The organism is Pseudomonas sp. LB3P25, assembly GCF_054897985.1.
The window spans coordinates 3,981,592-4,008,335 of record NZ_CM142711.1; the positions used below are offsets into that span (position 1 = coordinate 3,981,592).

The 26,744-nt window shown below is 59.0% G+C and carries 25 protein-coding genes and 1 pseudogene; 12 read left to right on the forward strand and 14 right to left on the reverse strand.

The window, feature by feature from the left end; translation table 11 throughout:
- Entirely contained in the window at window positions 1-954 is a 954-nt protein-coding gene (locus ACYZTW_RS18085) for a diiron oxygenase (protein ID WP_462001163.1), read from the forward strand.
- A gap of 106 nt (window positions 955-1,060) precedes the next feature.
- Here the strand turns inward: ACYZTW_RS18085 and ACYZTW_RS18090 are convergent, their stop codons facing one another.
- From ACYZTW_RS18090 to ACYZTW_RS18110, 5 genes are all read right to left on the reverse strand, one after another.
- Entirely contained in the window at window positions 1,061-1,945 is an 885-nt protein-coding gene (locus ACYZTW_RS18090) for a type 2 periplasmic-binding domain-containing protein (RefSeq protein WP_462001164.1), read from the reverse strand.
- Window positions 1,935-2,714: an ABC transporter permease gene (locus tag ACYZTW_RS18095; RefSeq protein ID WP_462001165.1), complete on the reverse strand. Its 780-nt coding sequence runs from the start codon at window positions 2,712-2,714 to the stop codon at window positions 1,935-1,937. The genes ACYZTW_RS18090 and ACYZTW_RS18095 overlap by 11 nt, the downstream gene beginning before the upstream one ends.
- 2 nt (window positions 2,715-2,716) lie before the next feature.
- Entirely contained in the window at window positions 2,717-3,556 is an 840-nt protein-coding gene (locus ACYZTW_RS18100; protein WP_462001166.1) for an ABC transporter ATP-binding protein, read from the reverse strand.
- A 44-nt stretch (window positions 3,557-3,600) separates the two neighbouring features.
- Window positions 3,601-4,635, reverse strand: a complete 1,035-nt coding sequence (locus tag ACYZTW_RS18105) for an ABC transporter substrate-binding protein (protein WP_462001167.1) — start codon at window positions 4,633-4,635, stop codon at window positions 3,601-3,603.
- Window positions 4,636-4,706: 71 nt separating this feature from the next.
- Window positions 4,707-5,729, reverse strand: coding sequence for an aldo/keto reductase (locus ACYZTW_RS18110; protein ID WP_462001168.1), 1,023 nt, complete (start codon window positions 5,727-5,729; stop codon window positions 4,707-4,709).
- A gap of 439 nt (window positions 5,730-6,168) precedes the next feature.
- Here ACYZTW_RS18110 and ACYZTW_RS18115 point away from each other — a divergent pair, with 439 nt between their 5' ends.
- The 7 genes from ACYZTW_RS18115 to ACYZTW_RS18145 all read left to right on the forward strand — a co-directional run bounded on the left by ACYZTW_RS18115 (window position 6,169) and on the right by ACYZTW_RS18145 (window position 15,234).
- Window positions 6,169-7,308: an LLM class flavin-dependent oxidoreductase gene (locus ACYZTW_RS18115; RefSeq protein ID WP_462001169.1), complete on the forward strand. Its 1,140-nt coding sequence runs from the start codon at window positions 6,169-6,171 to the stop codon at window positions 7,306-7,308.
- A 23-nt stretch (window positions 7,309-7,331) separates the two neighbouring features.
- On the forward strand, window positions 7,332-8,960 hold the full coding sequence (locus ACYZTW_RS18120) for an ABC transporter substrate-binding protein (protein WP_462001170.1): 1,629 nt from the start codon (window positions 7,332-7,334) through the stop codon (window positions 8,958-8,960).
- Window positions 8,953-9,939, forward strand: coding sequence for an ABC transporter permease (locus ACYZTW_RS18125; protein ID WP_462001171.1), 987 nt, complete (start codon window positions 8,953-8,955; stop codon window positions 9,937-9,939). The genes ACYZTW_RS18120 and ACYZTW_RS18125 overlap by 8 nt, the downstream gene beginning before the upstream one ends.
- A 27-nt stretch (window positions 9,940-9,966) precedes the next feature.
- On the forward strand, window positions 9,967-10,845 hold the full coding sequence (locus ACYZTW_RS18130) for an ABC transporter permease (RefSeq protein ID WP_462001172.1): 879 nt from the start codon (window positions 9,967-9,969) through the stop codon (window positions 10,843-10,845).
- Window positions 10,842-12,545: a dipeptide ABC transporter ATP-binding protein gene (locus tag ACYZTW_RS18135; RefSeq protein WP_462001173.1), complete on the forward strand. Its 1,704-nt coding sequence runs from the start codon at window positions 10,842-10,844 to the stop codon at window positions 12,543-12,545. The genes ACYZTW_RS18130 and ACYZTW_RS18135 overlap by 4 nt, the downstream gene beginning before the upstream one ends.
- A gap of 15 nt (window positions 12,546-12,560) precedes the next feature.
- On the forward strand, window positions 12,561-13,928 hold the full coding sequence (locus ACYZTW_RS18140) for an LLM class flavin-dependent oxidoreductase (protein WP_462001174.1): 1,368 nt from the start codon (window positions 12,561-12,563) through the stop codon (window positions 13,926-13,928).
- 82 nt (window positions 13,929-14,010) lie between these two features.
- Window positions 14,011-15,234: an acyl-CoA dehydrogenase family protein gene (locus tag ACYZTW_RS18145; protein WP_462001175.1), complete on the forward strand. Its 1,224-nt coding sequence runs from the start codon at window positions 14,011-14,013 to the stop codon at window positions 15,232-15,234.
- A gap of 51 nt (window positions 15,235-15,285) precedes the next feature.
- Here ACYZTW_RS18145 and ACYZTW_RS18150 read toward each other — a convergent pair whose 3' ends face one another.
- Genes ACYZTW_RS18150 through ACYZTW_RS18170 form a run of 5 tightly spaced genes read right to left on the reverse strand, consistent with a single transcriptional unit; the run spans window position 15,286 to window position 19,849 of the window.
- Complete coding sequence (locus tag ACYZTW_RS18150; protein ID WP_462001176.1) at window positions 15,286-16,056, reverse strand: ABC transporter ATP-binding protein; 771 nt, start codon at window positions 16,054-16,056, stop codon at window positions 15,286-15,288.
- A gap of 43 nt (window positions 16,057-16,099) precedes the next feature.
- A complete protein-coding gene (locus ACYZTW_RS18155; RefSeq protein ID WP_462001177.1) occupies window positions 16,100-16,888 on the reverse strand; it encodes an ABC transporter permease in 789 nt (262 codons plus the stop codon).
- A complete protein-coding gene (locus ACYZTW_RS18160; RefSeq protein WP_462001178.1) occupies window positions 16,885-17,796 on the reverse strand; it encodes an ABC transporter permease in 912 nt (303 codons plus the stop codon). Before ACYZTW_RS18160 ends, ACYZTW_RS18155 begins: the two co-directional genes overlap by 4 nt.
- Window positions 17,797-17,801: 5 nt before the next feature.
- Window positions 17,802-18,905, reverse strand: a complete 1,104-nt coding sequence (locus ACYZTW_RS18165; RefSeq protein ID WP_462001179.1) for an ABC transporter substrate-binding protein — start codon at window positions 18,903-18,905, stop codon at window positions 17,802-17,804.
- Window positions 18,906-18,937: 32 nt separating this feature from the next.
- Entirely contained in the window at window positions 18,938-19,849 is a 912-nt protein-coding gene (locus ACYZTW_RS18170; RefSeq protein WP_462001180.1) for a TauD/TfdA dioxygenase family protein, read from the reverse strand.
- 220 nt (window positions 19,850-20,069) lie between these two features.
- Here ACYZTW_RS18170 and ACYZTW_RS18175 point away from each other — a divergent pair, with 220 nt between their 5' ends.
- On the forward strand, window positions 20,070-20,804 hold the full coding sequence (locus ACYZTW_RS18175; RefSeq protein WP_462001181.1) for an SDR family NAD(P)-dependent oxidoreductase: 735 nt from the start codon (window positions 20,070-20,072) through the stop codon (window positions 20,802-20,804).
- A 29-nt stretch (window positions 20,805-20,833) separates the two neighbouring features.
- Window positions 20,834-21,175: a hypothetical protein gene (locus tag ACYZTW_RS18180; protein ID WP_462001182.1), complete on the forward strand. Its 342-nt coding sequence runs from the start codon at window positions 20,834-20,836 to the stop codon at window positions 21,173-21,175.
- Between the two features lie 74 nt (window positions 21,176-21,249).
- Here ACYZTW_RS18180 and ACYZTW_RS18185 read toward each other — a convergent pair whose 3' ends face one another.
- A complete protein-coding gene (locus tag ACYZTW_RS18185; RefSeq protein ID WP_462001183.1) occupies window positions 21,250-22,674 on the reverse strand; it encodes an IS1182 family transposase in 1,425 nt (474 codons plus the stop codon).
- A gap of 83 nt (window positions 22,675-22,757) precedes the next feature.
- On the opposite strand from ACYZTW_RS18185, the pseudogene ACYZTW_RS18190 reads away from it, so the two are divergent.
- Window positions 22,758-23,276: pseudogene (locus ACYZTW_RS18190) on the forward strand (CmcJ/NvfI family oxidoreductase); the annotation flags it as partial.
- 41 nt (window positions 23,277-23,317) lie between these two features.
- Entirely contained in the window at window positions 23,318-24,067 is a 750-nt protein-coding gene (locus ACYZTW_RS18195) for an SDR family oxidoreductase (protein ID WP_462001184.1), read from the forward strand.
- A 91-nt stretch (window positions 24,068-24,158) separates the two neighbouring features.
- On the opposite strand, the gene ACYZTW_RS18200 is transcribed toward ACYZTW_RS18195, so the two are convergent.
- From ACYZTW_RS18200 to ACYZTW_RS18210, 3 genes are read right to left on the reverse strand one after another with little or no spacing between them, the layout of a single operon-like run.
- Entirely contained in the window at window positions 24,159-24,920 is a 762-nt protein-coding gene (locus ACYZTW_RS18200; protein ID WP_140683878.1) for a PAS domain-containing protein, read from the reverse strand.
- Window positions 24,921-25,592 (reverse strand): response regulator, encoded by a 672-nt coding sequence (locus ACYZTW_RS18205; protein ID WP_462001185.1) that lies wholly within the window; start codon window positions 25,590-25,592, stop codon window positions 24,921-24,923.
- Entirely contained in the window at window positions 25,561-26,706 is a 1,146-nt protein-coding gene (locus ACYZTW_RS18210; RefSeq protein ID WP_462001186.1) for an ATP-binding protein, read from the reverse strand. The genes ACYZTW_RS18205 and ACYZTW_RS18210 overlap by 32 nt, the downstream gene beginning before the upstream one ends.
- Window positions 26,707-26,744: the final 38 nt, after the last annotated feature.

Genomic DNA, 26,744 nt, shown 5'->3' on the forward strand with positions numbered 1-26,744 from the left:
ATGAACACCCTCGCTACCATACCCGGCTCAGATTCGGGCAACGCCGCCCGTTATGCTCAAATCGTCAGATCATCGAAGAAAGCGGAATGGCAGATCGATCGCGATTTGCTACAGGACCGCAGCTTCGACTTCTCGCGCAAATTCTTGCCTGACGGACTATCGCGGATCGACCGCCTGACCTTTCTCGCCGCAGACGAGGCGCGCCTGCTTAGCCAGATTCAGGGCCGAACCTATGCGTATATTTTTGGCCTGGTCGAGCGTTTTATCAGTGCCAAAATGCTCGATCAAGGTCGGGCCCATGTATTTGACGATCAGCTCGCACTCGAAGCGCTGGTGCGCTTTTCCAACGACGAGATCAAGCACCAGGAGCTGTTCCGGCGCATTGAGACGATGATGGGTACGCAATTGCCAGCGGGATATCGTCAAATTGCCGATCCAAATGATGTGGCGCGCGCGGTACTGGCGGCCAGCACCTGGTCGGTGCTGGCGCTGACCTGTCATATCGAGCTGTTTGTTCAAACGCACTACGCGCAAAGCATCGCCCCGCGCGAAGAGTTGTGCCCACTGTTCAAGGATGTCTTCAAATTTCACTGGAAGGATGAAAGCCGACACGTCGTACTCGATGAACTGGAGTGGAAGGCGGAGCACGCGAAACTCTCGCCAACCGAGCGCGACCAGGCAGTGAACGATCTGATTGCGCTGGTGGCAGCCGTCGACGCAATCCTGCAGGCACAATCGGCATCCGATGCCGACTACTTTATTCGAAATGTTTCACGATCGTTCAGCGTCAATGAGACAGTGCAAACCAACGCCTCCGTGCTGAGCGCCTACCGCTGGCAATACATTATCTCGGGCGTGCAGCATCCACACTTTGGCCGGCTGCTTACGGGCATGACAACACCCGCACAGATGTCCAGGATTCAGACCGCACTGGCACCCATCATGAGCAATTGATCGACAGGGCGCGACCGACCACGCGTCGGCCGCGCGGCTGTGGGATACGGATCGCCATCGCCCGCGCCTTGGCGCCGTCCCCTGCCCTGGTGCTTTAGCCTGAAGATTAATGGCACACCAGCCCATCGCTGATCTTCAAACTGTCGAGCATGATCGCATTGCTGCGTAGCTCCCATGCCCTCTCCTGCCCGCCCCGTTCCTGCCATTCGCGCAACCCCGCTTGCACCAGCTTCAGGCTTTTTCGATCCGGCTGTGCCAGATACACCTGAGCATCGGCGCTGGCTTCAAGGGTTTTTGGCAACATCCGATAAAATCGCCAGTCGGGTTGTTGGAGCAGGCTTTTGAGTACGCTGCGCTCATCGGCGAGCAACCCGCAGTCACCGGCGATGAACGCGGTTGTCGCGCGGATGCTTGAAGGGTAGGTCTTGAGAATGGCGCCTTGACGCTGCAAAGCGGCCGTCCAGGGACTGCCAAATGCAACGCAGACTGCCTGGCCATTCACCCCTGATCCAGCAGTCCGCGAGTCGTTACGCAATGCCACTAACGCCCCGATGTGGTAGGAAGCAGGCGGTTCGGTGAGCGCCGCGCGTTGATGGGTCAGACCCGGGACATCGAGGCTGCCAACGATCGCCGCGTCCACTTCGCCTTTGCGCAGAAAGAGCGCGATATCCTCCGCTGGTAACGCCGTCAGATGTACTGCGACCCCCAGAAATCGGCCCAACGAAGTTGCCAGCTCGCGGTCCATTTCGTCAGGTTCGGACACCATGGCGGCATTGCTGAACGTCGGTCGCGGGTAGCTACGCACGGCAATGCGTAACACCTGCTTTTGCCGGGCTTGCGCCAATACCGGCCCGGCGGGCTGCGCGGCGGGGTCAAATACCAGCAGAACCCAAAACGCCCAGATCAACCCTGCACCCACCCCACAGGCAAGGATCACCAATCCATAGGGTGCCCAACCTCGGGCAACTGACCGCTCCGGATCAGCCCGCATGTTTGAGCCCACGACGCCAGCGCGTGAAGCGCCGCTCCAACAGCGCCAGCAGGCAATTGAGCAATAGGCCCACCACCGCCAACAGCAGGATCCCGGCGTACATACTCGGAATCTGGAACACCTCTTGGGAGTTGAGCGTCAAGAAACCCAGCCCCGAGTGCGCGCCAATCATCTCTGCAGCCACCAATGCGGTGATGCTATAGGCGCCCGCTAAACGGACCCCGGTAAAAATCGAGGGCGAAGCGGACGGCAAGACTATTTTCAGAAACAGAAAACGACGATTAGCCCCCATGGACAACGCTGAATTGATCAGCAAGGTGTCCACCTGCTTGACGCCGCTAATGGTGCTCAACAGGATTGGCCAAAAGGATGCCCAGAAGATGATCGCCACCTTCGACATCTCGCCGATACCCAGAAACAGGATAAATACCGGGAAAAGCGCCAGCGCCGAGGTTTGCCGAAAGAATTGCAGCAGCGGGTCGAGCACCCGTTCCAACCTGACAAACCAGCCCATCAGTAAACCTAACGTGACTCCACTGATGATCGCCAAGACCAGGCCCGCCACGGAACGAATCAGGCTTGCCTGTAAATGCTTGAACAACACACCGGACCTTGCCATGTCTGCAATGGCTGCCAGTACCGCCGAGGGCGGACTCAAATACCCCGGATTGACCCATCCCAAACGCGGTAGCGCTTCCCAGAGTGCAAGAAAAACCAGGATGCCCAGAGAGCTGTCGACCACCCTGCGCGAAGCTGAATGCCAACTCATAATCACACCCCTACCCGGTAGCCGCCGCGCTGGGCAACCTGTTGCCAACTCTCCCAGCGGGCTCGTTCACTTATGCCTTGATCATCGGCAACTGTGCCGCCCATGGCCTCTCGCAACGATGTCCACGCCCGTTGACGCAACCGCACAAATTCGTGGCTGTTGCGCAGTTCCGGCAATCGGGGCCGCTCCAGGTTGATGTCGATGATTTCCTTGATCCGCCCTGGCTGCGGGGTCATGACCGCGACCCGGTCCGACAGGAAAATCGCCTCGTCCAGACTGTGGGTGATAAACACGATGGTTTTCTTGTGCAGGTCCCAGATCCGCAGTAACTCGTCCTGCAATGTCTCTCTGGTTTGCGCGTCCAGGGCCGCAAAAGGTTCATCCATCAGCAAGATGTCCGGCTCATACACCAGCGAACGAGCAATGGCCACCCGCTGGCGCATGCCGCCCGACAGCTCATGGGGATAACGCGAAGCGAATCCTGTGAGGCCCACCAAATCCAGGTACTCGCGGGCTTTTTCCAGCCGCTCTGCTTTTGCCACCCCACGGATTTCCAGCCCCACCGCAATGTTGTCGAGCACCGACCGCCACGGCAACAACGCATAACCCTGAAACACCACCCCTTGATTGCGGTTAATGCCCTGCAAGGCTTTGCCATCGATGTCCAGCACGCCGCCGGTTTTCTTTGCCAGCCCGGCGAGGATGTTGAGAAAGGTGGATTTCCCACAACCCGAGGGGCCGAGAATGGACAGGAACTCACCTTCGCGCACCTGTAAATCGAAGTCCTCCAGAACCACCACCCGCTCGCTGCGCCCGGTTTCATCCTGTGCCTGGTATTCCATTTGCACGCCCCGGGCTTCGATTTTATGTGTTGGCGCCTCCGTCATCAGGCGTGACCCTTGGCAAGCGGGTTGAAGTCATTGGTGTAGACGTCCTTGACGGATATAGCGCCGCGGCTCAGCTTTCCTTCGTTTTCCAGGATATCGATGTAGTACTGAATCGGCGGCTCGGTGATAACCAGATCCTCGACATAGGCGTAGCGCTCGACCAGTTCGAGCCGGGTGCCGATACGCTCGGACACGAGCTTGCGCGCGAGGTCGGGATTGGCATTCGCCCAGTTTGCTGCCTTGGCGATCGCCGCGACGAAATCGCGGGTAGCTTCGGGGTTTTCCCGACTGAATTTTCCGTAGACGCTGTAAGGCGACATACCGCCGAGGCCTCTGTCCAGGTCGTAATCGCTCCACAGCTTACGCAGATCAGGGTTGTGCTCCGCTCCGCCCGAGGCAGGTGGATGGATGATTGCGATATCGATGTTGCCGGTGGCCAGGGTTTGCTCAGCCTGGTTATCGGGGATCACCACCCAGTTGATTTTGTCGACATTGACTTGGTGCTCACGCAGGTATTTTTTGGTGACGAATTCGGCGCAGGCTCCAAAACTGTTGAAGCCTACGGTTTTGCCTTCCATGTCCTTCGGAGTGAATATCCCTGAATCGGCGCGCACGAAATACTTCATGTGTGGCGCTTCTTCCAGCGTCTTGCCGCCCGCGGCAACAACTTTGAGGTCCAGGCCACTGGCAATGGCGGAAATCACCAGCGGCACCATACGCGAGCCGAAATCAATCTCGCCGGTGCCCACCAGAGGGATGATTTGCGGTGCCGCAATGCGCCCGATGTAATTGGGTCGCGTACGCGTCCCTTCGAAGTAGCCCAGCGAATCGGCGAGGTACACCAGGTCGAAGGACGGGTTGTCCGGATACTTGAACCTCACCACTTGGTCGGCGCGGCTTTTAATCACCGCGGGTGCGCCGACAACTGGTTTAGCCGGCTTGTCGCAGCCCGGCAGAATCAACCCCGCTGCCCCTGCAACCCCTAGTAACGCGACCTGCTTGATGAACGCTCTTCGGCTGTTACGCTCTTGCATCCTGACCTCTCCTTTCGTGGCAGCCGAAAAACCTGCCCAGTGATGTAACCATTACGTCGAATAATCCGGGCTCACACCCGCGATTGACGTCCAAAAAATGGATGACTCGGGTCGTTGTAACCTGGCGTCGAGGAGTGACCTGTCACCACCAGGTCATTGACGAAGGCTTCGTCCTCGGCGGTGAATTTGTACTCCAGCGCGGGCAGGTAATCGTCCCATTGCTCTTCGGTACGAGGGCCGGCAATGGCTGAAGTGATCAAGCGATTATTCAGTACCCAGGCCAATGCGAACTGGCCGCTGGTAATACCTTGTGCCTGGGCATGATCTTTGATGCGCTGCGCCAGATTGAGCGACTCGGGTCGCCACTCGGTTTGCTGCAGGCGCGCATCCTGGCGACCGGCACGGGTGTTTTCCGGCACTGGCTGGTCGGGGAGGTATTTGCCGGTCAGTACACCGCGTGCGAGCGGGCTGTAAGAGACCACACCAATCCCGTAGTAATCGGCGGCAGGCAAGTGCTCGACTTCGACTTGTCGATTGGCCAGGTTGTACAGCGGCTGACTGGCGGTGGGACGCTCAACGCCCAGTACATCGGCGGCGCGACTGAATTCAGCCAGCTTCCAGCCACGATGATTTGACAGCCCGTAAGCGTTAATCTTGCCGGCACGTATCAGGTCCGACAGGGCTCGAACCGTTTCCTCCACCGGGGTGTGGGGATCTTCACGGTGCAAATAAAACAGATCGATGTAATCGGTGTTCAGGCGTTTAAGACTGGCGTCCACCGACTGAATGACATTGAGCCGCGACGCACCACGGTTGTTGGGCCCCTCGCCTCCCGGATTAGGGTTGACGAACTTGGTAGCCAACACCCACTGCTGACGCCGTGCGCTTATCAAGCGCCCTACCACGTCTTCAGAAGCCCCACCGTTGTAGCCGTTTGCGGTATCAATGAAGTTGATACCCTGATCAAACGCCTTGTCGGCGATACGCTTGGCCACTTCTTCGCTGGTTTGCCCGCCGAACATCATGGTACCCAAGGTCAACGGCGACACTTTAATGCCGTGACGACCTAAAGGGCGGTATTCAATAGCGCTCATGGCAGCTCCTGTTAACTAACGTGATTAACTTAACGTGACAAATAAAACGCCGAACAGCAGCAGGCCACGACAATAATTAACACCGCCAAACTCCGTCAATCTCAAGTTAAATTGTCGCTATAACATTTTCAGCTAAAGTTACGCCTACGCTCGAACTAAGCATATAACTAAAAAATCATCAAATAGCTCTACCACGGCCATCCTCGATGCCTTCACGCTACTTTCTCAAGCGTCAGCCCACCCCTCGCCATCATTGAAGTGTTGCCTGAGCAACAGCAATTACACAGAACGCCTTATTGCAACACAACACTTTCAGCGGGACTCATTTAATAACGCGCCGGCTTTAACCCCGGTATCACGTGACTTATTCATTGCTCGCCATAAACGGCACATACATTGCACTCACCCTCTTATGTAATTGAACATCGGAGTGTTCGCCTTGCCGTCTTTATCCTCGCCCCTCGATTTCCCCGACAGCCCTTTATCACGCGCGTTTTCCCAACCTCTAATGCTTGGCTTGTTTCTGCCCATCCAGGCCGGAGGATGGAGTCCTTCAGCACTGCCTCGCGGGACGGACTGGACGTTCGACTACAACAAGCAATTAACCTTGCGCGCAGAAGCCCTCGGCTTTGATTTGGTGTTTGCGCTTGCCGAATGGCTGGGCAAGGGCGGCTATGGAGGCGACATTCGTTACCATGACGAATCTCTGGACGCGTTCATTACCCAGGCCGCACTGGCATCGGTGACCGAGCGCATCATGCTGATCTCAACGCTGCACGTGCTGTATGGCCCTTGGCATCCACTGCACCTGGCTAAATTCGGCGCCACGCTGGATCACATCAGCAAAGGTCGCTGGGGCTTGAACCTGGTGACCGGTCACCGTCACCGCGAGCACCGGCGCTTCGGCCAAGGCCCGATTGAGCATGACCAGCGCTACCAACAGGCCGACGAGTTCATTCGGGTGGTGCAGCAATTGTGGGGCAGCAACGAGAACGTCGATTTCAACGGTGATCACTACCGTCTCGAAGAAGCCTACAGCAGCGTTAAACCGCTGTTTGGCCGCCCGGTACTGGTCAATGCCACCGGATCCACGGCAGGCATTGATTTTGCGGCCAGGCACTCGGACATCGTCTTCACCACAAGCCCCGGCAGCGCTGAGATTGAAGACGCGCTGGCCAAGCTCCCCGAGCATTTGCAGCGTATCAAACAGGCAGCTCATGGCCACGGCCGTCAAATACGTACGCTGATCAACCCGCTGGTGATTTGCCGCGACAGCGATGCCGAAGCCTGGGAGGTGCACGCAGCCATTACCGCAGCAGGCGACCCCGGTGCGCTGGCCGGACATACCCGCGAAGCCAGTGATGCCCATGCCTGGCGAGGCCATCAAGCGGCCCAGCGCTACGTCGGCGGCAACATCCAGTTGGTTGGCAGCCCCGAAACCGTTGTGCGCGACATTCTGCGCCTCAAGCAGGCCGGCATCGACGGCATACAGTTGAGCTTCTTTGATTTCGTCCCCGACCTAGAGCAGTTCGGCGAGCGTGTCTTGCCCCTGTTATATCAAGCCGGTTTGCGCAACTGATCATTTCCCAAGGATGACCGCTCATGCCTTTCTCAAGACGCCAATTGCTCGTCGGTTTGTCTGCCCTGCCCCTGTTGGGCGCAAGCGTGCCGTTTTTGCCCAGTGCCCTCGCGGCAGCCAGCGCAGAAGCCGCAACAGGCCGCCGTATTTTCAACCTGCTGGTCAACCCGGAGCCGCCGTCGTTGAGTTCGTTCAACACCACGGCAGGCACGACGATTACCGCCAGTAGCAAAGTCCTGGAAGGTCTGCTTCGATACGATGAAAACCTGACACCCACGCCTGGGCTGGCCGTGGCCTGGAGTGTTGCCGCCGATGGCCTGAGTTACCGCTTTGATTTGCGCCAAGGCGTGAAATGGCATGACGGCCAACCCTTCACCTCAGCGGACGTGGCGTTTTCTCTGGATCTGATCAAACGCTATCACCCCCGTGGTGGCAGTACCTTTGCCAACCTGCTGGCCGTCGATACGCCCGATCAATACACGGCGGTGGTACACCTGGCCAAACCGGCGCCCTATCTGCTTCGCGGCTTTGCCGGTGGCGAAACACCGATCCTGCCCAAGCACCTTTATGAGACCGGTGATCCGCTGAGCAATCCGCACAACAACGCGCCGATTGGCACCGGCCCTTATCGTTTCAAACGCTGGCAACGCGGAAGTTATATCGAGTTCGAGCGCAACCCCGATTACTGGGGCGTCGACCTGCCCGCCGTCGATACATTGTTCCTCAAGGTTGCACCCGACTCTGCGGCACGCCTGGCAGCGTTCGAGAATGGCAGCCTGGACGCAGGCGGCCAAAGCCCGGTACCGCTCAGCGATCTGGCACGCATTACTCAGTCAGGAAAACTGAAATTCACCACCCGCGGATACGCCTATAGCGTTACCCCGACGATGCTGGAGTTCAACCTCGATCACCCCTTGCTGTCACGCCACGAGGTGCGCAAGGCTATCGCCCATGCCATCGATCGCGAGGTCATCAAGAAGGTGGTTTATTACGGCTATGCCGACGTCAGCGTGTCGCCGATCCCCAAGAGTTTCCCGCAGTACCTCTACACCGGTCCCAACCCTTATCCCTTCGACATCGCCAAGGCCAATGCGCTGCTGGACGAGGCCGGCTTGCCGAAAAAAGGCAATGCCCGGTTCAGCCTGATTCTCGACCCCCTGCCCTATGGCGACAGCTACGCTCGCACGGCCGCGTACATTCGCTCGGCACTGGCCCGTATCGGTATTGATGTCCAGCTGCGCGCGCAGGATTTTCCGACCTACACCAAACGCATCTACACCGATCGGGATTTCGACTTCGCGGTGGTGGGCATGGGCACCATGTTTGATCCCACGGTGGGCGTGCAACGGCTGTTCTGGTCAAAAAACTTTCGCAAAGGCCTGCCCTTCTCCAACAGCACCCACTACAACAACCCGGAAGTCGACCGCCTTCTGGAACAAGCAGCGGTGGAGACTGACGAGCAACGGCGTGGCGATCTGTTCAAGGCGTTCCAGAAGATCGTCATCGAGGAATTACCCTCGATTACCTTGGTCATGCAGCAACAAGTGACGGTCTTCAACGCCCGGGTCACAGGGTTCGAAACCGACGGCAATGGTCTGGATGGCAGCCTGTCCGACGTCCGCCTGGGCGGCGAAGCGATTGCTCATGGTTGATCGCCTGAGGATTCTGCGCCTGGCGCGACGCACCCTGTGGCAAGCCGTACCGACGGTTTTAGGCATTCTGTTACTGAACTTCCTGCTGTTACGGCTGATACCCGGCGACGCCGTGGATGTGCTGGCGAGCGAGTCAGGGGGGGCGACCGAGGCGACCCTGGCCCAGTGGCGCAGTCACTTCGGGTTGGACCTGAACCTGGGACAGCAATTGCTCGCCTACCTCACGCATCTGGCGCACCTGGACCTGGGAGTCTCGCCGCGTTTCAACATGCCGGTCAGTCAGTTGGTGTTCGACCGGTTACCCAACACCTTGCTGCTGATGGTGGGTGCTCTGGGCCTGGCGCTGACCATCGGTATCGCGGCGGGGGTACTGATGGCGACCTGGGTTGGACGCTGGCCTGACCGTTTACTATCGCTCGCGGTGCTGGTGCTGTATTCGGCGCCCGGTTTCTGGATCGGTCTGATGGCTGTCGTTGTGTTCTCGGTCACCTTGGGTTGGCTGCCCAGCGACGGCATTGAAACCCTGGGTCTGGATTTGCACGGTATGGCCTGGCTGACGGACCGGCTCAAGCACACCGTGCTGCCGGTGCTGACCTTGTCGACTTTCTATATCGCGCTGTATGCACGCCTGACCCGCGCCTCAATGCTGGAGGTGCAGCGACAGGATTTTGTGCGCACCGCCCGGGCCAAAGGCCTGCCCCCTACGCGTATCGCCGTACGCCACGTATTGCGCAATGCGCTGCTGCCGGTCACCACCCTGGCCGGGTTGCACTTCGCCGCGCTGTTTGGTGGCGCCGCCGTCACTGAGACGTTGTTCGGCTGGCCGGGGTTGGGCCGCTTGACCCTCGATGCCGTGCTCTCCCGGGACTACAACCTGCTGCTCGGCATTTTGCTGCTGTCCTCAATGTTGGTGGTACTCGTCAACGTGTCCATGGACCTGCTGCAAGCCTGGCTCGACCCCCGCATCCAAGTGGAATAAACCCTTTATTTAAAGAGTGAATTTTCGATGTCGATCATTGCTATCAAGCCGACCAGGCGTGGCCACAGTGAAAGCATATGGGCTGCGTTACGTCGCAACCCAGTGGTCCTGACAGGTGCCGGCATCCTCATCCTGACGTTGGCAATTGCCCTGAGCGCTGACCATTTCTTCCCCGGCGACCCTATGGACATGGTCGCCGCACCGTTGCTCTGGCCTGGCGCTGACCCGGCTTACCCCTTGGGCACCGACTCACTGGGCCGTGACGTGGCATCGAGCCTGGCCTATGGCGCGCGGGCCTCCTTGTTGATTGCCCTCAGCGCGACGCTGCTCAGCGTGACCCTTGGCGTCGCTGTCGGCGCGTTGGCGGGTTACCACGGTGGCCGGTTGGGCGATGTGTTGATGCGCATAACCGAGGTGTTTCAAACCGTGCCCTCGTTTTTGCTGGTGATTGTGATAGTCGCCATTGGCAACCCCACGGTTAACATCATTGCCCTGGCCATCGGCATATCGTCTTGGCCTACGGTCGCGCGGCTGATTCGAGCCGAGTTTCGGACCCTACGCGAAGCTGATTTCGTCACCGCGGCGCGCAGTCAAGGCTTCAACAATCGCACGATCATCCTGCGCGAAATTCTGCCTAACGCCCTGGCTCCTTTAGTCGTGACGGCATCGATCCTGGTGGCCTCGGCGATTTTGATTGAAGCGGGCCTCGCGTTTCTGGGAATGAGCGATCCCAATAAACCGTCCTGGGGCGGCATGATTGGCAGTGGTCGCGAGCAAATCGCCAGCGCTTGGTACCTCACCGCGCTGCCCGGCCTGGCGATTATTGTCGTGGTGCTGGCATTCAATATGTTGGGGGACGGCCTCAACGACGCACTCAACCCGCGCCTTCGTCGGTACATCCCATGAGCTTGCTCGACGTACGCGGGCTTCGCGTGAGTTACGACGGTGTAGACGCTGTACAAGGCCTGGATTTCACCTTGCAAGCCGGCGAAACCCTGGCGTTGGTCGGTGAGTCTGGGTGTGGTAAGTCGACGACGGCCTTGGCATTACTGAGACTGCTGCCACCCAACGCCCAATTGCAGGGCCAGGCACTGTTCGAAGGCCGCGACCTGCTGCAACTCTCACCGAGACATATGCGCCAGTTACAGGGCAATGCCTTGGCGATGGTCTTTCAAGACCCCCTGTCGAGCCTGAACCCGGTGCTCACCCTGGGCGAGCAATTCACCGAAACGTTGCTGGCACACACTGACCTGACCCGCCGCCAGGCTTACAAGCGTGCCGAAGAATTGTTCGGTCTGGTCCAGTTGCCGCGTCCCGCCGCTCATTTGCGCGAATACCCGCAGCATCTGTCCGGGGGGCAACGCCAGCGGGTCATGATTGCCATGGCCATCGCGTGCGAACCGCGCCTGCTGATCGCCGATGAGCCGACCACTGCACTGGACGTCTGTGTGCAAGCGCAGATCCTCACCTTGCTCGATCGTTTGCGCCGCGAGTTGCGCATGGGCCTGCTGCTGATAACCCACGATTTAGGCGTGGTCGAACAACAGGCCGACCGGGTCATTATCATGCACGACGGCCAAGCGCTGGAGCATCGGCCCACCGCTGCCTTGTTCCGCAAGCCCGAGCATCCCTACTCCCGAGGTTTATTGAATGCCTCGCTGAGTCGAGACCACGGGCAACACTACCTGGATAATCGCCTCGCCGACATTCAGGTCAAGCGCCGGTCTGGACAACCTAACGGCTACCAGGTCAGCAGTACCGAGTACCCGCCCGGAAAAGCGCCGCGTCGGGTACCTCGTGACACGCCGCCGCTGTTGCGGGTCGAGGACCTGACCCTGAGCTACGGCGAGCGCACTGTTCTCAGCCAATTGTCCTTTCACATCGGCGAGCGCGAGACTGTGGGACTGGTCGGTGAGTCAGGTTGCGGCAAGTCAACCTTGAGCAAGGCGCTGCTCAAATTACTGACGCCCCGCCAGGGTCGCATTGAGTTCGACGGCCGGGACATCGCAACGCTCACCCCTGCCGAGCAACTCCTGTGGCGCGGCCAACTGCAGATGATCTTCCAGGATCCCTACGCCGCGCTAAATCCGCGGCACAGTGTCGAGACTATTCTGGACCGCGTGCAGCGCTTGCACGGCCAGACAGACCCCATCCAACGGCGTCGCGCCCGGCAATCGATGCTCGACGCCGTGGGCTTGGCGCGTGGCAGCCTGGATCGTCTGCCCCATCAATTCTCCGGCGGCCAGCGCCAGCGCATCGGAATCGCCCGGGCGTTGATTATCAAACCGCGACTGGTGATTTGCGACGAGCCCGTATCGGCGCTGGACGTCTCCACCCAGGCGCAGATTCTCAACCTGCTGGTGGAGCTGCGCGAAGCCTTCGATCTGTCCTATCTGTTCATCTCCCACGACCTGTCCGTGGTGCGCTACTTCGCCGACCGGGTACTGGTCATGCATGACGCTCGCATCGTCGAACAGGCCACGGCGCAAACCCTGTGGCAAAACCCACAACACGCTTACACCCAACGTCTGCTGGCAGCGATTCCGGGTGCCCGCCAGGCGCTTACTCCCCTGACCAGCGGCCTGTCCTTCGCTGTCGCCTGTTAACCAAGGAGCACTCTGATGACCCAACGTACCGACACGCTCAAACTCGGGCTCTTCCTGCGCGCCACCGGCCACCACATCGCCGCCTGGCGTGATAGCGGTTCACAGGCCGATGCAGGGATTCGCCTGGATCACTATGTAGACCTGGCTCGCAAGGCCGAAGCCGCCGGGTTTGACACCTTGTTTCTAGCGGACAGCGTGTCTGTTCGCGGTATCGATTCGCCGACCTTTGACCGGGTGATCGCACCCAGCCTGAGCTTTGAGCCCTTGACGCTACTAGCCGCCCTGGCAGCGGTAACCTCGCGCATCGGTCTGGTGGCCACCGCCAGCACCAGCTACAGCGAACCCTACAATCTGGCCCGGCAGTTCGCGTCGCTGGACCAAATCAGCGGCGGCCGGATCGGTTGGAATCTGGTGACCAGCAGCGATCCCGACGCGGCGAAGAATTTCGGCAGCTCCAGCCAAGCCTCTCAGGCCGCCCATGCAGACCGTTACAGCCGAGCCCGTGAATTCCATGAGGTGGTCGACAAGTTATGGGACAGTTGGGAGGACGACGCCTTGTTGCTGGACAAGGCCAACGGTGTGTTCATCGACCGCAACAAGCGCCACTTCGCCAATCACCAGGGCGAGCATTTCAACGTGCGCGGTCCTTTGAACGTGTTGCGTTCCCCCCAAGGTAAACCCGTGCTGGTCCAGGCGGGTGCTTCCGAGGATGGCCGTGCCCTGGCGGCCGCCTCAGCGGAAGCTATTTTCGCCGCCCACCAAAGCCTGGCCGATGCCCAAGCGTTTTACAGCGACATCAAATCCCGTGCCGCCGCATTGGGGCGCAACCCCGAGCACATCAAGATCTTGCCCGGCGTGACGATTTTCACTGCGCCCACCTCGGCTCAGGCACATGCCAAGCACCAGCGCCTGCAAGACCTGGTGCACCCGCAAGTGGGTTTGGACCTGCTGTCTAACCTGTTGGGCGGTGTCGACCTTTCACACTTGCCGCTGGATGGGCCGCTGCCCAAGGACCTGCCGGTGACTAACGCCTCGAAAAGCCGCCAGCAACTGATTATTCAGTTAGCCGCCGAAGGTCTGAGCATCCGCGAGCTGTACCTGCGATTGGTCGGCGCGCGCGGTCACTGGACGCTGGTGGGGTCGCCGGTAGAAGTCGTCGATCAGCTACAGGCTTGGTTTGAAGGCCGCGGCGCAGATGGTTTCAACATTCTGCCGCCCACTTACCCCGAAGGGCTGGATGACTTCATCACGCTGATCCTGCCTGAGCTGCAACGTCGAGGTTTGGTGCCCATCGGCGGCCACCAGGGAAAGACCTTGCGTGAGCGCCTGGGGCTGCCTTATCCGGCTCACCCCGCGACGCGTGAACTCTCTATTGCCATTTGAATTTTTCAGCGGCGGGACACGCCGTCGCTGATCGCTAACGAACTTCCCGCTGGCCGGGTATTCCGTCAAGGAGACAATGACCATGACACAAGTAGACGCTGCCTGGGGCTCGGGACCGACCCCTGAATACGAAGAACTGGCTGAACGATTTCGCCCTTTGTTCGCCACCTTGCGCGAGGGAGCGATAGCCCGTGAGCGCGAGCGCCGCCTTCCGGTCGAGGAGCTGCAACTGCTGAAAGCTTCGGGTTTCACCGCGCTACGGGTACCCGTCGCTTACGGTGGATCAGGCGTCAGCTTGCCTGAGCTCACCAACCTGTTGATCGAACTCGGTGAAGCCGATTCCAACCTCGTGCAAGCGTTGCGCGGGCATCTGGGTTTTACCGAGAACGTGCTCAACAGCTTTGATGAGGAGTGGCGCAAGGTCTGGCTGGAACGATTGGGGCGTGGCGAAACTGTCGGCCCGGCGACCGGCGAAGTGGGTCAAACTCAGCAGTCGCAACTGGACTCGCGCCTGTATCTGGATGGCGAGCAGTGGCGCATCGACGGCACCAAGTTCTACACCACCGGTAGTTTGTACAGCGACTGGGTCGATGTCGCCGTCAGCGATTATGAAGGTAAACGCATGTCAGCCACCGTGCGCCGCGATGCAGAGGGCGTGGAGGTAGTCGATGACTGGAATGGTTTCGGCCAGACCCTGACCGCCAGTGGCACCGCACACTTTCGAGGTGTCGCGGTGGACCCTCGCAACATCCAGGATAACGCCGATCGCTTCCAATACTCGCCCGCGTTTTATCAGATCATTCACCTGGCCAACCTGGCCGGTATTGGTCGCGCCTTGAGCGGTGAAGTGGCCGTGGCAGTCGCCAATCGCAACCGCAGCTTCAGCAACGGCAACGCATCACGTGTCGCCCAGGATCCACAGGTATTGCAGGTGGTTGGCAGTCTGCGAGCCGCTGCTTATAGCGCGGGTGCCATCGTCCTGAAAAACGCCGAAGCGCTTCAGCGCGCGTATGACGCAAGGCTCAGCGGCGACGTCGAGGCGTTGAACAAGGCTGTCATCATCGCCGAGCTGGAAATTGCCCAGTCGCAAACCGTGGTCAGCGACCTGATCGTGGATGCGAGTTCGCGCATGTTCGATGCCCTGAGTGCCTCTGCAACCCTGCGCCCGCAAGGCCTGGATCGCTTCTGGCGCAACGCCCGGACACTGACCTCACACAACCCGCGCATCTACAAGGACCGCATCGTCGGTGATTTTGCGGTGAATGGCACACCGCCGCCGCCCCAATGGAAAATAGGTATCGCTTGATCTGCTTCCCTGCACGCCATACCTGGCGTGCAGGGGCCGCACGCGGTGAAATCAATGCGCCGAGTCTTCGGCAAAATCACTGAGTACGTCATCACGAAGGGCGATAAAGCGGGAATCACTGCGGTTGCGCGGGCGTTCAAGATCCACATCGAGGATGCGTCGGATCCGCCCCGGGTTGGGCTGCATGACCACCACCCGATCACCCAGGAATACGGCTTCATCCACATCATGGGTCACCAGGATCATGGTGATTTTTTCCTTGGCCCAGATAGCCTGCAACTCCCCTTGTAGCCGCGCCCGGGTCAGCGCATCAAGGGCACCCAACGGCTCATCGAGCAACAGAACGCTGGGACGATTGACCAGCCCGCGAGCGATCGCCACCCGCTGTGCCATCCCGCCTGATATCTGATGAGGATAGGAGTCGATGAAGTCGCTCAACCCCACCAGCTCGATGTGCTCTCGTACCGTGTTGCGCTTCTGCGTGGCAGTGAGGGGGGCATTCTTGAGCCCGACCGCGACGTTTTGTTCGACGCTGAGCCAGGGGAAAAGCCGGTGATCCTGAAACACGATGCCCCGGTCCAGACCGGTGCCGTTGATCGGTGCGCCATTGAGAAGAATGCGTCCTTCAAACTCTTCATCCAGCCCGAGGATCAACCGCAACAGCGTCGATTTACCACAGCCGCTGGCGCCCACAATGCTGATGAATTCCCCCGGCGCGATGTCCAGCTGGATATCGGCCAGCACCTGCAGTTGAACGTCGCTGCCTGGCCGTGCGGGGAAACGCTTGCTGATGTTTTCTAAAGTGAGGCTATTACCGAGCATCGCAAGGTCTCTTCAATAAAGGGGTTAACAGGGCAATCACTGATTAGCGCGGGGCTATGCCGTAAAGGCGCTGCATACGTCGTTCGGCCATGCGGGCCAGAGCATTGAGCGACCAGCCGATAAGGCCGATGATCAGCATGCCGAACAACACCAGGTCCATCATGAAATGTTCGCTTCCCTCGATCAGGGTATTGCCTATACCCGCCCCCGACACCAGCAGGTATTCAGCGCCGATGGTCGCCAGCCAGGAGTAAACCAGCGCCAGGTAAATACCGGTAAAGATTGACGGCAAGGCGGCCGGCAACATGACGCCAGTAATGACTTGCCAGCGCGTAAACCTGTACACCCGCGCCACCTCCAGCAAATGGGGCGAAACGTTGCGCAGCCCGTCGCAGGTGTTGACCACCACGGGCACCAACGCCGCCAAGGATAGAAACACCACCTTGGCCACGTCGCCCAAGCCAAACCACACGGAGATCAGTGGGATCCAGGCAAACAGCGAGATTTGTTTGAAGGTGTTGAAACTCGGGCCGACCAATCGCTCGAACCATTGCGAAAGGCCCAACAGGCTGCCCAGAACCAGACCCAGCAACGTACCGATGAAAAATCCGCTGAGGTTTCGCGTCAGACTTGCCGCAATCGCGCGCCAGAAATTCCCGGAACTGACCTGTTCCCAAGCGGTGACGGCGACTTTGCCGGGTGCTACCAATAATCCCGATTGGCTCCAACCCTGGCTCGACGCGACCCACCAGACGGCGATCATCACGATGGGCAGCACCCAGCCGCGATAACGCCGACCGGTTAGCCAGTGACGTGTCACGGAGGCCGTCATGACAGACTACTCAAGACAGGCGACCGACCCCGAATCAAGCGTTTTTCGACGAGGTTAAAACCTCGATCAATCAGCAAACCAATCCCTCCGACGACCACTACCGCGGCCATCACCAGATCCAGCTGAAACAGCTGGCGACCGTAGACAATCAGGTAACCCAAGCCCTCGCTGGAGGCCACCAGTTCGACGACCACCAAGGACAGCCACGCCTTGGTGAAACCCAGACGTAAGCCGGTGAAAAAGGTCGGCACCGCGGCCGGCAGAATGATGTCGGTCACGACTTGCCGACGGGAAAAGCCGAATACCCGCCCCACTTCCAACAGGTTTTTGGGGGCCTGATGGAAAGCCTGCAGGCTGCACAGGGTCACCGGCACCAGTGCGGCCTTGGCGATCAGCACATATTTGAGGGGTTCGCCGATGCCAAACACCAGCAGCGCAAACGGCAGCCAGCCCAGCACCGGGATTTGTACGATGGCATTGAACGAGGGCAGCAAATAATCTTCGACGGTACGCGACAGCCCCATCGCCACGCCCAGGAAAATCCCCACACTCGCCCCGAGGGCGAACCCCACCAGCACCCGTTGCAAGCTGGCCGCCGTGTTGAGCCATAAATCGCCACTGGTGGCCAACTCCACCAGGGTTTGGTAGATGAACTCGGGTGGCGGCAGGACTTGTGCCGACAGCCAACCTTGCTTGGCACCCAAGTGCCACAGACTGAACAGCACCACAGGCAAAAGCCAGGGCAGCGCCACCTGAGTCAAGCGCCTGCCCCAAACCTGCGCGAGCACAGGTTTGACCTGCACGCTACGCGTCGGTCGGACTGCAACAGGGGCAAGGTATTTTACGTTGTCACGCACCGGAGTTTTCTCAAACGCCTGCGTCCCAGCTGCGACTGCTGCCCGTGCCATAAGCCTTAACCTCCGTTGCCGGTCGAGGCGGTATTCACGGTGACTTGTTTACCGTCACTGCCGTAATGGGACCAGTAGTTCTCCAGCCCTTTCGCTTTCAGCGCTTTTTCCAGATATCGGGTCTCGAACCAGCCCTCGATGCTGACGGGGCGCCGAATCAGTTTTTCTTCCCTCGCTTGATCGGCGACCGCCTGGTACCGCGAGAGCAGGAACTGATCCACCAACGGCGAAGCACGGTCACGTAACGGGGCGTTGTTAAAATCCGCCTGGATCGAGGCCAGCGGCTCATTGGTCTTGGCCCATTCAGCCAGCACCGCATCACGGTTGCTTTCTTCGGACTCCCAACGAGCGGCGTCTACCACGGAATCGACGACTTTCTGGACGTTTTCGGGGTGCGCTTTTTCATATTCGCCACGCACCACCAATGCGGTCTGGCGGGTAAAGCGAGCATCGTCGGTTGGATTGTCATAAATGATGTCAATCAACCCTTGATCGCGCAGCTTGAACAACTCGCGCCCACCGAAAGCAGCATCCACGCCTTTAGAAGCGAGTGCTGCCAAGGTGCTGCCGGTGTCCAGGTTAATCACCTTCAGGTCTCGCTCGGTCAGCCCATGTTCGCCCAGCAGGTTGATCGCGACCAAGTGGCCGTTAGTGCCGCGAAAAATCGCGACTGTCTTGCCCTTCAGGTCTTCCAGGGTTTTGATGTCCGAGCCCATGGGCACGGCAACATAAACCTTGGAGCGTACCCCGACTGCGGCGAGCAAGCGCGTGTCCAGTCCGTTGGAACGGCCAACCACTTGCGGAAGATCCCCTTCGTAGGCGAAATCCAGCTGTTTGTTGGACAACGCTTCGTTGACAGCCGGCCCGGCACCTTTGAAGAAGAACCACTGAACCTCAGTGCCGCTGCCAGCGAAGGCCTTCTCCAACAGCTGTTGATTTCGCACGATGCCAAGGCTCGATCCGCTGAACGTCACCGGATCGCCCCCACCTGCGGAGGCAACGCCTATGCGCAACACATCGGCATCGGCATGGGCCAACGTGAGAAGTGCCGCCAAAGCGACGGTGATTCGGCTTTTGTTGAAACGTGAGGGTTGTTTGTGCGCAGGCATACAGATCCATCCTTGTGATTGATAAACATGCCTTAGGCGGCTAAATGCTTTTTATCGGCTTCGGTCCTGGGCGAAAGAGTCTCTGGTGTCGGTTTCAAGGCCTGACTCAAGCGACCATCGACGCCCACCGGAATGTCGCCACTGATCGTGGTGCGCCGTACGATACGTTCGGCATCCCCATAATCATTAATCGCAATGTGTTGGGTGGCGCGGTTATCCCAGATCACCACATCACCGGCCTGCCAACGCCAGCGCACGGTATTGTCAACATGGGTAATTCGCTCGTGAAACAAACGAATAAGTTGTTTGGAGTCGTGACTGCTAACACCCTGAATATTTTTAACGAAGTGGCCAAGCAACAAGTTTCGCTCCCCCGTCTCAGGATGCACGTGCACTAGAGGATGTTCGGTTTCATACACTTGAGCCGTGAATTGCTCGCGATACCGCTTGATACCCGCGTCATTTGTATTGCGGGGTACGGCATAGTCATAAACATTGGTATGCAAGGCCCGTAACCCGTCGGCCAACTGTTTAAGTGGCTCGGGTAAGTCGGCGTAAGCCGTGGCGGTATTGGCCCATACCGTATCGCCACCATACGGTGGGATAACCACGCCACGTAAAATCGAAACCTTAGGGTAGTTGGCGACGAACGTGACATCGGTGTGCCAGGAATTAGCGCGGGTTTCTTTGGCGTCCAGGTGCAAAATCGCTTCGCCCTGCTCCGCCGAACGTACCGTGGGATGCGGAACCTGCTGACCGAACAGACGCGAAAATTGTTCATGTTGCTCGTCGTTCAAATGCTGATCGCGAAAGAACAGGACCTTGTATTTCAACAGCGCATTATTGATAGCGGAAAACTCTGCATCCGTAATGGCAGTGGCCAGGTTAATACCACTCAGCTCTGCACCAATGCGTCCAGCAACGGGTTTGATCTGTATTGCCACGGGAGAACTCCTGTATTTGGGTAAACTGCCGTACAGATCTTAATGACATAAAAGCACATCTACATAATCACTATTTGTCATAACGATAGAGTGTGAATGACGACCATTACCCGACGGCCACAATAATTAATCCGATATATCGTTAGCGTCCAAAATTCTAATCCTGGATAGAAATCCGAAGATACAGTAAGTGCCCTCTCGCCCTTTAAAGGATCGCGCCATGTCATTAGCCGCAGAAGTTGTCTGGATAAACGGAGTCGGTGTTGTCGAAGGATTGGGCGCGGCGCTGGCACGACGATTCGCTACAGGTGGATATAAGGTCGCCGTAAGCGGTCGCAGCCCCGACAAGCTCAAAGCGGTCGTCGACAGCATCCGCGCCCAGGACGGCCAGGCGGTGGCGTTGCCGGCGGATGCAGGCAGCGAAGCTGACATCCTTGCTGCAATCAAAACGGTCAGAGCGCTTGGTCAGCTGCGGGTGGCGATCTTCAATGTCGGTAATTCGGTCGCAGCCCCCAGCCTTGAACTCAGCGCCGACCTGTTCGAACAAACCTGGCGAGCATCAACCTTGGGTGGTTTTTTATTCGCCAGAGAATCCACCCGCGCAATGCTTGAAAGCGGTGGCGGCACGTTGCTGTTCACTGGCGCCACGGCCTCTTTGCGGGGCAAGCCACCCTTCGCGGCGTTTGCCGCGGCGAAGGCCGGGCTGCGCTCTTTGAGTCAGTCTTTCGCCCGTGAGTTCGGCCCGCAAAACGTGCACGTCGCCCACGTGGTAATCGACGGCAGCATCGACGGCGAACGCGTACGCAGCCATGCTCCGCAGCGTCTCCAGCAGCTAGGCGCTGAGGGTGCATTGCAGCTTGAAGATATCGCCGAAGCGTACTGGTACTTGCATTCACAACCGCGCAGCGCGTGGACTCAGGAACTGGATTTGCGGCCATTCAAGGAATCATTCTGAAGCGACTCGCATCGACTCGAGGAGTTCTTATGGGGACCCATCAGCAAGATATCGCACCTCTATCCGTGATCGGCGAGCTCAACTACCTGTTGGACAATGGCATACGTCCGGTCAATTACGCGTTCGCGCAGCCCGACGGCCAACCACAACGCACGGGTGTCCTGCAGCCGACCCGGGTCAATATTCATAACGCACGCTTGCTCGCCATTCCCGCCACCCTCGATGTGCAAGGCTTTGAGCGAATCGAGCGTCCAAGTGCAGTGCCCGATCTGGAAGACGAAGCGCAGGTTCGCCTGCTCTATTACCCCGAGGCTGACGCACTGATTCGCGAGCAAACGGGCGCCATCACAGGCTGTGTGAAAACGCACTGATGGTGGTTCCAAGCAAACGCCCCGACTTGTTCGGGGCGTTTGCTTTTGTGCAGACAGCAGGCGAAAAAGGCTTTTCAGCCCATCAACGCCATCAGTTGGCGCGCGCCGAGCACGTTAATTGCTCGTTTCAGGTTGTAGGCGTTCACTGCCAAGGCCATTTCGGCTCTTGTACCCTCAAGCTGTCGCAGCAGGAAGCGAGCATTGCCAAACAACCACTGCTTAAGGTTGCCGAACGGATGCTCAACGATGGATCTTCGAGCGGTCATCATTTCTGGATGCGCCAGCATTCGCTGCTCCATTCGTTCGAAAGCCTCTTCATGAGCATGGCGTGTGACATAGCGGCGCTGGGCCTCAGTACATTGCGCTTTCAGCGGACAGTTGGCGCAGTCGCTAACCGCCGCCTGATAGATGCGATCCCCCTTACTGATCTGCTTGAGTGTCAGCCATTTGCCGGCAGGACATTGATATCGATCCTGCGCTGCATCGTAGGTAAACACTGTTCGATCGAAGAACGCCTGCTCCTTACCGCAGGAGTTACTTGACCGATTCGGCGGTACATAAACCGTGATGTTCTCATCCTCACAAGCCTGGAACTGCCTGCCATTCGAGTAGCCCGCATCGGCAGTGACCGTCAGTTCATCTTGCTGCAGTTGTTCCTTGGCGGCCTTGGCCATCGGCTCAAGTTGCTTGCGATCATCACTGTCCTGAGTGACTTCATGATGCAGAATCAGGCAATGCTCAGCGTCCGCGGCGGTTTGCACGTTGTACGCAACCCGCGGCCCTTTGTGCGTTCGCATCATTCGGGCATCGCTTTCGTGGGTATTGAATTGCTCAAGCTCCATTGATTTCATCAGTGCCTGGCACGTCAGGTTATTGGAGTGCCTGAGTTCAAGTTGCGCCAAAGCCGTCTTGACCGCACTGCGATCAACCACCTCATTGGCTTCGTTTTTATCCGCCTCATCCAACTCGGCCAAATACTGAGCGATGCGTTTATCCAGCTTCTGCTCCTGGTGCTTGAGCCGCTTCAAATTCATATGACGCCGCGAGGAAGCAACCGCCTGAAACTTGCTGCCATCGATGGCCACCAGCTCGCCGGCGATGAGACCCACCGTGCGGCAAAACTGGACGAAGGCACGACAGGTCGCGATAAAGGCAGCTTTGTTGTTCTTGCGAAAGTCGGCAATGGTCTTGAAGTCGGGTTTGAGCCGGTTGATCAACCACATCACTTCGATGTTGCGCTGGCACTCGGCTTCGAGACGCCGCGATGAGCGAATCCGCTGGAAATAGCCATAGAGGAACAGCTTGAGCTGATCGGCGGGATCGTAAGAGGGGCGCCCGGTACCTTTTGATAAGGCTTTATCAAAACCCAAGCGCACAAGATCAAGCTTGGCGACGTAGGTGTCGATCACACGAACGAGGTGATCCTCGGGGATCAACTCTTCCAGCGAGACCGGGAACAGGCTGGTCTGGCTGCGGGACTGTCCTTGGATGTAGGCCATAACGAAAAATGCTCCGTATCTTTCGATACGGAGCATTTTCTTTGAGCTCCGCGCAGATTGCTAGGTTTTCACACAGTCTGATCAAGACCGTTATCTTTGATCACACCCTTCGTGTAGATCAGCCAGGCAGAGAGGCCTCAGGACTGCGCGAACCGGTGCGTTATGTTCATAACGACCAGACTGAGCGTTCCGCCGTGCGCCGTGTGCACGATCACTTGCCCCCAGTGGAAGCCGAGCAGCGATTGCTCAAACGTTTCGCAATCATCAATCTGTGGCGCCCCATCGGGGGACCGGTCTTAACCACACCGTTAGCGTTGTGCGATGCCAGTACCCTCGATCCTGCCGACTTCCTGCCCAGCGACCTGGTGTATCGCGACAAAGTCGGGGAAACCTTTTCCGTACGCGCGAACCCGAATCATCGCTGGTATTACTACCCCCGGTTACGACCTGAAGAAGCGCTGCTGCTCAAGATCTTCGATTCGCGCACCGACGGTGTGGCGCGAGCGGGCGCACACACCGCTTTCGATGACCCTTCTACACCGGTCGATGCCCCGCCACGGCGCAGTATCGAGTTGCGCGCGCTGGTGTTCTTCGCCGATTAGATGGGCGACCGATTCTCCAACTCATTACAGGGACGAAAGACATGTCGAGGCTGAAGAACAAATACGCACTGATCACGGGTGGTACGTCCGGCATTGGCCTGGAAACCGCTCGCCAGTTTCTGGCTGAAGGCGCAACGGTAGCGATCACCGGTCGCAACGAAAGCGCATTAGTGGCCGCCAGGCGGGAGCTGGGAGATGCCGTCCTGCCGATTCAGAGCGACGCGGGTGATACGGCTGGTCAGCAGGCGCTGGCACGCAAACTTGCAGGCGTATGGCCTCGGCTCGATGTGCTGTTCGTCAACGCCGGTGACGTCACCCACCGATCGATCGAAGATTGGGACGAGGCAGCATGGGATCAACTCATGCACACCAACCTCAAAGGACCGTTCTTCCTGATCCAGGCGTTGACGCCCTTACTGTCAAACCCTTCTTCGGTGATTCTTTGCGGGTCCGTCAGCGCCAGGATCGGCCTTCCACAGAGCAGTGCTTATGCCGCGAGCAAGGCCGGGCTACTGTCATTGGCACGCACACTCTCGGGCGAGCTCATTGAGCGCGGCATCCGAGTCAATGGGCTAAGCCCCGGCCCCACTGAAACGGCGGCCCTGAGCAAGCTGGGCTTGCCCGCCGCAGAGCAGGAAGCGTTACGCGAGAGAATCCGCCAACTGGTCCCCATCGGGCGTCTGGGAACTCCGTGGGAGCTGGCCAAGGCCGCGGTCTATCTTGCCTCTGACGAATCGACATTCGTGGTGGGGACAGAGTTATTGGTGGATGGCGGCGTCGGCAACGTGTGAGTGACAGGACGGCGAGCGGCCTTGATCAACGTCTGAAAACCACAACGCCGGGTGCAATACCCGGCGTTGCGCTTCCCCTAAAATCCTGCATTCAGCGCGCCGGATTCTGGCCAGCCCTGCGCTCGAAAATCGCCCCCTCGATACCCAGCACTTCACGCGTGTCGGCATAGATCCCGACGCCCTTTTCCCAGACATGCTTGATCGACTGATCGGCGCAGCGAATCCGGTAATTGAGTTCGAACGGCTCCTGCCGCGACAAGGCATATTGCACCTCGCGCCAGACATAATCGGCATCCTGCGCCAGGATCAGGCTGTTGTAGGTGAATTCATGGTTGTCCACCAGCCGCTCCGGTGGATACCCGGTCAGTTGCAGGCAACCGGCACTGACGAATTCCATGGTCCAGTCGCGGTTGTTGCGGCCGCGATAGATCAGCCCCGGCATGCTGTCGAGCAAGCTCATGCTGCTGCGCTGGCTGGCCTGCAAGGCAATCTCGCGCCGCTTGTGCGCAGTGATGTCGCCGGCCACCAGATAGAAACCCTGAGGCCCGCGCTTCAGGCTGACGTCGAACCAGCGCAGTTCCCCTGAAGGGTGAACAAAACGCAGCCGCTGGTTGAAGGAGGTTTCGGGGCGCCGACGCAGTTCATGCAGGGCCTGACGCCACAACGAACGGTCTTCGTGGTGCACATAGTCGATGAGGTTGCGTTCCGTACCCGGCAGATCCATCAGCTCGACCCAGGCCAGGTTGAAGTGGGCGATCTGACCGTTATCGCGCAGTTCGAGCAACGCCGCCGGAAAGCGATCCATCAGGTGCAAGGGCAGTGTCTGCACAAATGCCTCTGGTCGTTCCATCATCTAATGACGCTCCTCGTGTCTTACCGTCGCGCCGTTGTGCACCCACGCAGCCAGCTCCAGGCGCGAGTGCAGGCTGAGCTTCTGCAGGAGATTCCTCACATAGATTTTGACCGTGCCATCGCTGATCCCCAGTTCCCGGCCGATCTGTTTATTGCTCATGCCAGCGGCGATCAGGGCCAGGGTCTGCCCCTCGCGCTCGGTCAGGTTCCCGGTGTCGAGCGGATCCGCATCGTACGCAGGCCGGGTCACCGACTCGCCCTGATCGGCCAGCAGCGCAATCAGGGTTGAATCCAGAACGATCGCGCCCTTGTGGCAATTGCGCATGTAAGCCAACAACGCATCAGGCTCGGTTTCCTTGAGCACATAACCACTGGCGCCCAGGCGCAGGGCCGTCAACAGCTCGGCGCGATCCATCGATGCGGTGAGCACCACCACCTGACAGTCGAGACGCAACTGACGCAGTTCATCGAGCACCTGCAAACCGTTCAAGCCGGGCATGTGCAGATCCAGCAAGACCTGCTGCGGCGCCAGGCTCACGGCCAGGTTGATGCCTTCGCGGCCACTGGCAGCCTGCCCCACCACTTCGAAGTCGTCACTGGCGCCGAACAGCTGTGCCAGGCCTTTGCGAAACAACGGGTGATCATCGATCAGTAATAAGGTCGTGCTGTCCATCGAAACTCCCCTGTGGCAGGTCTTGGTAGCGGCGAAGGCCAAGGTGTACGCGGACCCCGTGCGGGCGGATCGCCTCAATGGTCAGTCGGGCGCCAATGCTCGCGGCGCGCTCGCGGATAATCGCCAGGCCGAAATGGTTTTCCTCCCCTGACGCCGGGCTCAGTCCGATGCCGTCATCCTCCACCGAAACAGAAGCATCACCGTCCTGGTTTTGCCGCAACTCGATGCGCACATGCCGTGCATGAGAATGGCGTACCGCGTTGGCCAGTGCCTCGCGAATGATCTGCAGAATCTGCAATTCGGTTTCCGGGCTCAAAGCATCATCAGCCAGGCGATTGTCCAGTTCAAAAACGATGATGCAGCGCCGCGAGAACTCGGCGACAGAATCGGCCAGGGCCTGGCGCAGCGAGCGCCCGTCCATGGTCAGACGAGCGCTGGTGATCAGCTCGCGCACCTGACGCTGCAGCTGACTCAAGCCACCGCACAGTTCCTGCAACGCGGCGTTGGCCTGCGCAGGCTCGCCCAACTGCGACTGCAGCAAACGCGCCTGGAACGACAGGTAACCCAATTGCTGAGCCACCGAATCGTGCAGCTCACGTGCCAGGGCGCCGTGCCGGGACGTGGCCTGTTTGCGCTGTTGCTCGCGCGCGTAGCAGCGCAAGCGCACGGTGACGCCGACCGCCTGCGCCGCCTCTTCCAGCAACTGGCGCCAGCTTGCGTGGACCGGTTGTGGGGTATCGAGCAACAACACCCCTTTGCTCGAATCGTCGCTTTGCGGCAAGGCACACAGCAGGCGATGCACGCCCCGTTGGCGGCAAGGGTCGCAGACCTGAGCCGCATCAGGCAGTGTCGAGTCACGCCAAGGGCAGCGTTCTACGTCCTGGCAGCCCTCGAGCAATCCGCGCCGTGCCGGCCCCAGGTCTTCGCCGCCCAGGATCAGATTCAGTTTGCAAGTCGGCAGCAGTGCTTCGAAACGGTCCAGAAAACCCGACAAGGCACCGTCAGCGTGCACCTGACACAAGGGCAATCCGGCCAGCAGTTTGCGCACGCTGCGTGCCTGTTCGGGGCGAATACGCCCCAACCAGAGCGGCCACCACTGCGGTCGTGTTCGCACTATCGATAACTCCCCGTCCGGTTGCTCAGCCCTGAGCA